Annotated in this window: 3 protein-coding genes and 2 pseudogenes; 4 read left to right on the plus strand and 1 reads right to left on the minus strand. The window is 65.0% G+C overall.

Annotation, left to right across the window (positions count from 1 at the left end; genetic code table 11):
• Positions 1-109: 109 nt before the first annotated feature.
• From NBW84_RS24335 to NBW84_RS14980, 4 genes and pseudogenes are all read left to right on the plus strand, one after another.
• Positions 110-223 (plus strand): annotated as a pseudogene (locus tag NBW84_RS24335) (transposase); the annotation flags it as partial.
• A gap of 192 nt (positions 224-415) precedes the next feature.
• Positions 416-1,450 (plus strand): undecaprenyl-diphosphate phosphatase, encoded by a 1,035-nt coding sequence (locus tag NBW84_RS14970; RefSeq protein WP_250285354.1) that lies wholly within the window; start codon positions 416-418, stop codon positions 1,448-1,450.
• An 85-nt stretch (positions 1,451-1,535) separates the two neighbouring features.
• Complete coding sequence (locus NBW84_RS14975; protein WP_445548418.1) at positions 1,536-2,216, plus strand: DedA family protein; 681 nt, start codon at positions 1,536-1,538, stop codon at positions 2,214-2,216.
• A gap of 262 nt (positions 2,217-2,478) precedes the next feature.
• The gene (locus tag NBW84_RS14980; RefSeq protein ID WP_250285356.1) at positions 2,479-3,822 is read left to right on the plus strand and encodes a COG4705 family protein; all 1,344 of its coding nucleotides are present in this window, start codon (positions 2,479-2,481) and stop codon (positions 3,820-3,822) included.
• A gap of 110 nt (positions 3,823-3,932) precedes the next feature.
• Here the strand turns inward: NBW84_RS14980 and NBW84_RS24340 are convergent.
• Positions 3,933-4,797, minus strand: a pseudogene (locus tag NBW84_RS24340) (hypothetical protein); the annotation flags it as partial.

The following is a 4,797-nucleotide window of genomic DNA, read 5'->3' on the forward strand; positions in this document are numbered from 1 at the left end:
CCGGAGAGCCGGATGATCGGGAAACCATCACGTCCGGTTCGGCGGGAGGCCGCGCGGAAAAGGACCAGCCCTCGGGCTGGCACCTCGCTGCGCGGCCGACCCATCCGGCTGGTTCGATGGTTATCGCCGGCTGACTATCCGTTACGAACGCGACGGCCGCAACTTCCTCGGGTTTCTCTCCCTCGCGGCCGCACTGATCTGCTGGAAGAAACTCCCCACGTGAGACACGCTCTTAACGCCGGGGGCCACTCAGAGCGTAGACGGCCCCGATCGCCCGCTCGGCGTACACCGTTTTCACATGATCCTTTCGGCATCGTGAACCGACCCGCCGCTCGGCGGGCAGACAGTCGCGGCCGGACTGCCACGTCGGGAATCAGGCGGGCTTGACGCCTCGCCGGAAGAAGGGACGGCGCCGATGGGGCATTTCGGATTCGTCGAGGCGGGCGCGATCGGTCTCCTACAAGGGATCACGGAACTGTTTCCGGTATCCAGTCTCGGGCACAGCGTGCTCGTCCCCGCGTGGATCGGTGGAAGCTGGGCGCGGGACCTGGACGTCTCTGCGCCGGAGTCGCCCTACCTGGCCTTCATCGTCGCCGTACACGTCGCTACCGCGATCGCTCTGATCACGTTCTACTGGCGCGACTGGGTCCGGATCACCAGTGGTCTGACGATATCGGTACGGGACCGCCGGGTCCAGACATCCGACCAGCGACTCGGCTGGCTGCTGATTATCGCGACGATTCCGGTCGGAATCAGCGGTCTCCTGCTGGAGCACACTTTCCGCACCACGCTCGGCAAACCGTTGTCGGCAGCGTTGTTCCTGACCGTCAACGGTGGAGTGCTGCTCGCTGGGGAGCGGCTGCGGCGGAGGAACACGGCGCCCGGCGGACCCGGGTCCGCGCCCGCTCCGGTGATGGCAGCGCCGATCACGGGCAGGTTCACCGCTGGGAAACCGACTCCGACGCCCGCCACGGGCGCTTCTGAAGGCGCCACCCCGGGATCGGCCGACCCGGCGCCGCTGTCCGTCGGCGCCGCCGCAGACCTGGCTGCCGATCAGAGACTGGCCACGCTCTCTGTGAAGGACGCTCTTGTTGTCGGCTTCGCCCAGGCCGCCGCACTCGCACCGGGGATCAGCCGATCGGGCGTGAGCATGGTAGCCGGTTTGATCCGCGGCCTGTCCCACGAGGACGCGGCTCGGTTCGCGTTCCTGCTGGCCACCCCCGTGATCTTGGCTGCGGGCCTACTCAAGCTGCCGGATCTGTTCGGCCCGCTCGGCAACGGGGTACGGGGGCAGACCCTGTTCGGGGCGGCGGTCGCGGGTGTCGCAGCCTATCTGTCGGTGCGGTTCCTCAGCCGCTGGTTCGAAACCCGGACGCTCACCCCGTTCGCGTTCTACTGTCTCGCCGTCGGATTCGTGTCCGTGCTGAGGTTCGGTCCCTTCTCATTCTGATTTCGCAGGCCCCGAGGCGCTCTGCCCGTGAGACGGTCAACTGCGGGCAGGATCCGGCCGGAAACGATGGAAAGGAAGTCCTGCGCTGTCTGGTCCACTCGCACTCAATATTCTTGACCCCGCCTCACTGGCCTCGACGTTCGGCCTTGCCGGTCTGACCGTCATCGTGTTCGCCGAGACCGGCCTGCTCCTCGGGTTCTTCCTTCCGGGTGACTCCCTGCTGTTCCTCGCCGGCGCCTACAGCACGACCCGCACTACCGCCGGCCAGCCGCATTTCCACATCGGCTCCGTGCTGGCCGGGGTGGCCGTCGCGGCGCTGGTGGGCGCACAGACGGGCTATCTGCTGGGCCGCCGGGCCGGCCCGGTCCTGTTCAACCGACCCGACTCCCGGCTGTTCAAACAGGAGAACGTGGAACGGACCCAGGAGTTCCTGGACCGGTACGGCTACGGAAAGGCGATCATCCTGGCGCGGTTCGTGCCGGTCATACGCACCTTCATGAACCCGGTGGCCGGTGTGGTGGGCGTGCCGGCCCGGGCCTTCACCCTGTTCAACGTCGCCGGCGGGTTGATCTGGTCGCTCGGCGTCACCCTGCTCGGCTACACCCTTGGACGGTCCATCTCGATCGACCGGTACATCATCCCGATCACGCTGCTGATCGTGGTGGTGTCCGCCGTTCCGGTAGTCCGGGAATACCGTCGCCAGACCAGACCCGGGCGGCGGCCCGACGCCCGCGCGGGAAGCGACCACGACCGCCTGCCCCGGTGACAGCGGTTGCCTGTAGTCGAGCAGGTACCGCGGCATCCACCACGCAGGCGTCCGTGCAGCTCACCTGTCACTCCCGAGTCCAACCACGCGGCGGATGCCTCAGGACTCCGCAGCTGCTCATTAACAGAGTTTCCCGCCCGCTTACCCTGTCCGACCCATGGCTGGCCTGGCGTGCCCTAATGTCCGACAAGTCGCGGCTTGGCTCACCCCCGTCCCAGATTCTTCCGCCGCGGCGACCGAACCGAGAACGAGAAAGAGCCCGATGACTTCACCGAGCATCCCCATGACTTCACCACGCACCCTCGCACCAAATCGCCAACTCCTTAACAAAGTTCCAGAAGTCACCATCTACTTCTGGATCATCAAAGTGCTCTGCACGACGGTTGGTGAATCGGCCGCTGACTTCCTCAACGTCAACCTGAACCTCGGTCTGACCGGTACGTCCGTCGTCACAGGCGTCCTGCTCGTCGCCGCTCTGATCTTCCAATTCAGGGCGAATCGGTACATACCGAGCAGGTACTGGCTGGCGGTGGCGCTCGTGAGCGTCTTCGGCACATTGGTAACCGACAATCTCACGGACAGTATCGGTCTGCCACTCGAAGCGAGCACCCTGATTTTCGGTGTTCTTCTCGCTCTCGCCTTCCTCGTGTGGTACCTGATCGAGAAGACGCTCTCCATTCATTCCATCTTCACCAGACGGCGAGAGGCGTTCTACTGGCTGACGATTCTCGTCACCTTCGCGCTCGGCACGGCGACCGGCGATCTCATGGCCGAGGTGCTTGGGCTCGGCTACCTGGCGACGGGAATCATCGTGGTATCGCTGATCGCCATCATTGCGGTCGCATGGCGATTCGGACTCAACTCGGTTCTCTCCTTCTGGATCATCTACATCATGACCCGCCCGCTTGGAGCATCGATCGGTGACTACCTCTCTCAGTCATCGGGCCAGGGCGGGCTGGGCCTGGGTGCGACGGTGACGAGCCTGATCTTCGTGGCCGGCATTCTCGGCATCGTTACCTATTTCTCGGTGACGAAAGCCGATGTCATCCCGAGTGCCTCTGCCATTGACACTGACGAGGCAATGGAACGAGGAGGCTTGTGGCAGACAGTCGTCGTCGTGGCGCTCGTCCTCATCGCCGCAGGGACGGGATACTTCTTGCGCAAGTCCTCGCTTCAAGAAGACACGTCAAACTCGGCTGCCGCCGTGCAGTCGATCCCCGGCGCAAGCCAGACAGTGATCCCCGGCGCAAGCCAGACAGTGATCCCCGGCGCAAGCCAGGCAGTGATCCCCGGCGGAAGTCAGCCAGCACAGCTCTCGCCCCTCGGAGACCTCTCGAAGTTCCGAAAAATCACACAGGACACGCTGGATCTCCTGAACGCCGGCAACCAGTCTGGCGCTACGGCCCGCATCGGTGATCTCGAAATCGCGTGGGACAACGCCGAAGCGCGTCTGAAACCGAAGGACAAGGCTGCGTGGACCAAGATCGACGGAAAGATTGATACGGTGCTGCGCGCCCTCCGGGCAACGAGTCCGAACTCGAACAGCGAGAGGGTCGCGCTAACGGCATTGCTCACCACACTCGGCCCGAGTGACAGTCATTCCTGAGAAAGAAACCCCGAAGCTACAGGTAGATACTACGAGGCTTATGTAGAACCTGTTGGGTGCCAGAACTCGGCTATCGGCGTTGACCTGGGGTTTTAGGCTGTTCGTTCGTATTAGTTGATCAGGCCACCGAGGACGGGCCGACGCTTGATGTGTCCCGTCGTGACGTCAGTGATCGGGTGGTCGGGCCGGGGCGGTTGGAGGTGGAGCGCGCGGGGAGCTCGGGGTGGGATCGTGACCGCGGTGATGCCGGCGTCGGCGAGGACCGCGTCGAAGGATGCGGTGACCTGCCCGGCGCGGTCACGGACCAGGGCCTGGACGTCGGCCGCCCGGTCGCCGAGGTCCATCAGCAGATTCCGGATCTGTTGGGTGGTCCAGGGCCCGTCCGGGTTGGCGGGGCCCCAAGGAGGTGCACGGAGCAGGAGCCGACCTCCATGACGAACAAGCGGTACGGACGCTGGAGCGTCACGGCGCAGTCCGCGTGGAAGAAGTCGACCGCCACCCTCACCGGCACCTCCCGGATCAGGCTGCCCCCAGCTTCACCGCCCTACCATGACAGGACAGCGACGAAGGTCTCCCAGCCCTGTTCGATCAATTGGCGCCTCACGGCGCACCCGCCGGTGACCCCAGGTCGGGTTCTTCTTCGCGAGGCGCAGAACCAGATCACGGATCTTGCGGCGGACCGGTGGCCGACCGGGCGACTTCCGTGGATAGGTCCATTTCCGGGTGAGGAGGTCACTCCGGCCACCGCAACACGGTGGCCGGAGTGACGAAGAAAACGTCCCAGCGGGTCCGGGGTAACAGCCGGGACAACGCCGTCAGGATCTACCCGATCTGCCGGTTCCAGGGTCGGACGGTGGACCTGGCGCCGCAGCACCGCCACCTGGTGTCGTAGGACGAGGAGCTCCACCTCTTTCGCCGTGTCGCCGCGTACGCGGAGCAGCACCCCGAGAGCGTTGCGCGTCAGGCCGTAGAGCC

Source organism: Protofrankia sp. CiP1_Cm_nod2 (assembly GCF_920664355.1).
Classification (GTDB): domain Bacteria; phylum Actinomycetota; class Actinomycetes; order Frankiales; family Frankiaceae; genus Protofrankia.

Coding starts and splice junctions, on each gene's coding strand:
- NBW84_RS14980 (WP_250285356.1), top strand. CDS start 2,479: ATGACTTCACCGAGCATCCCCATGACTTCACCACGCACCCTCGCACCA.
- NBW84_RS14970 (WP_250285354.1), top strand. CDS start 416: ATGGGGCATTTCGGATTCGTCGAGGCGGGCGCGATCGGTCTCCTACAA.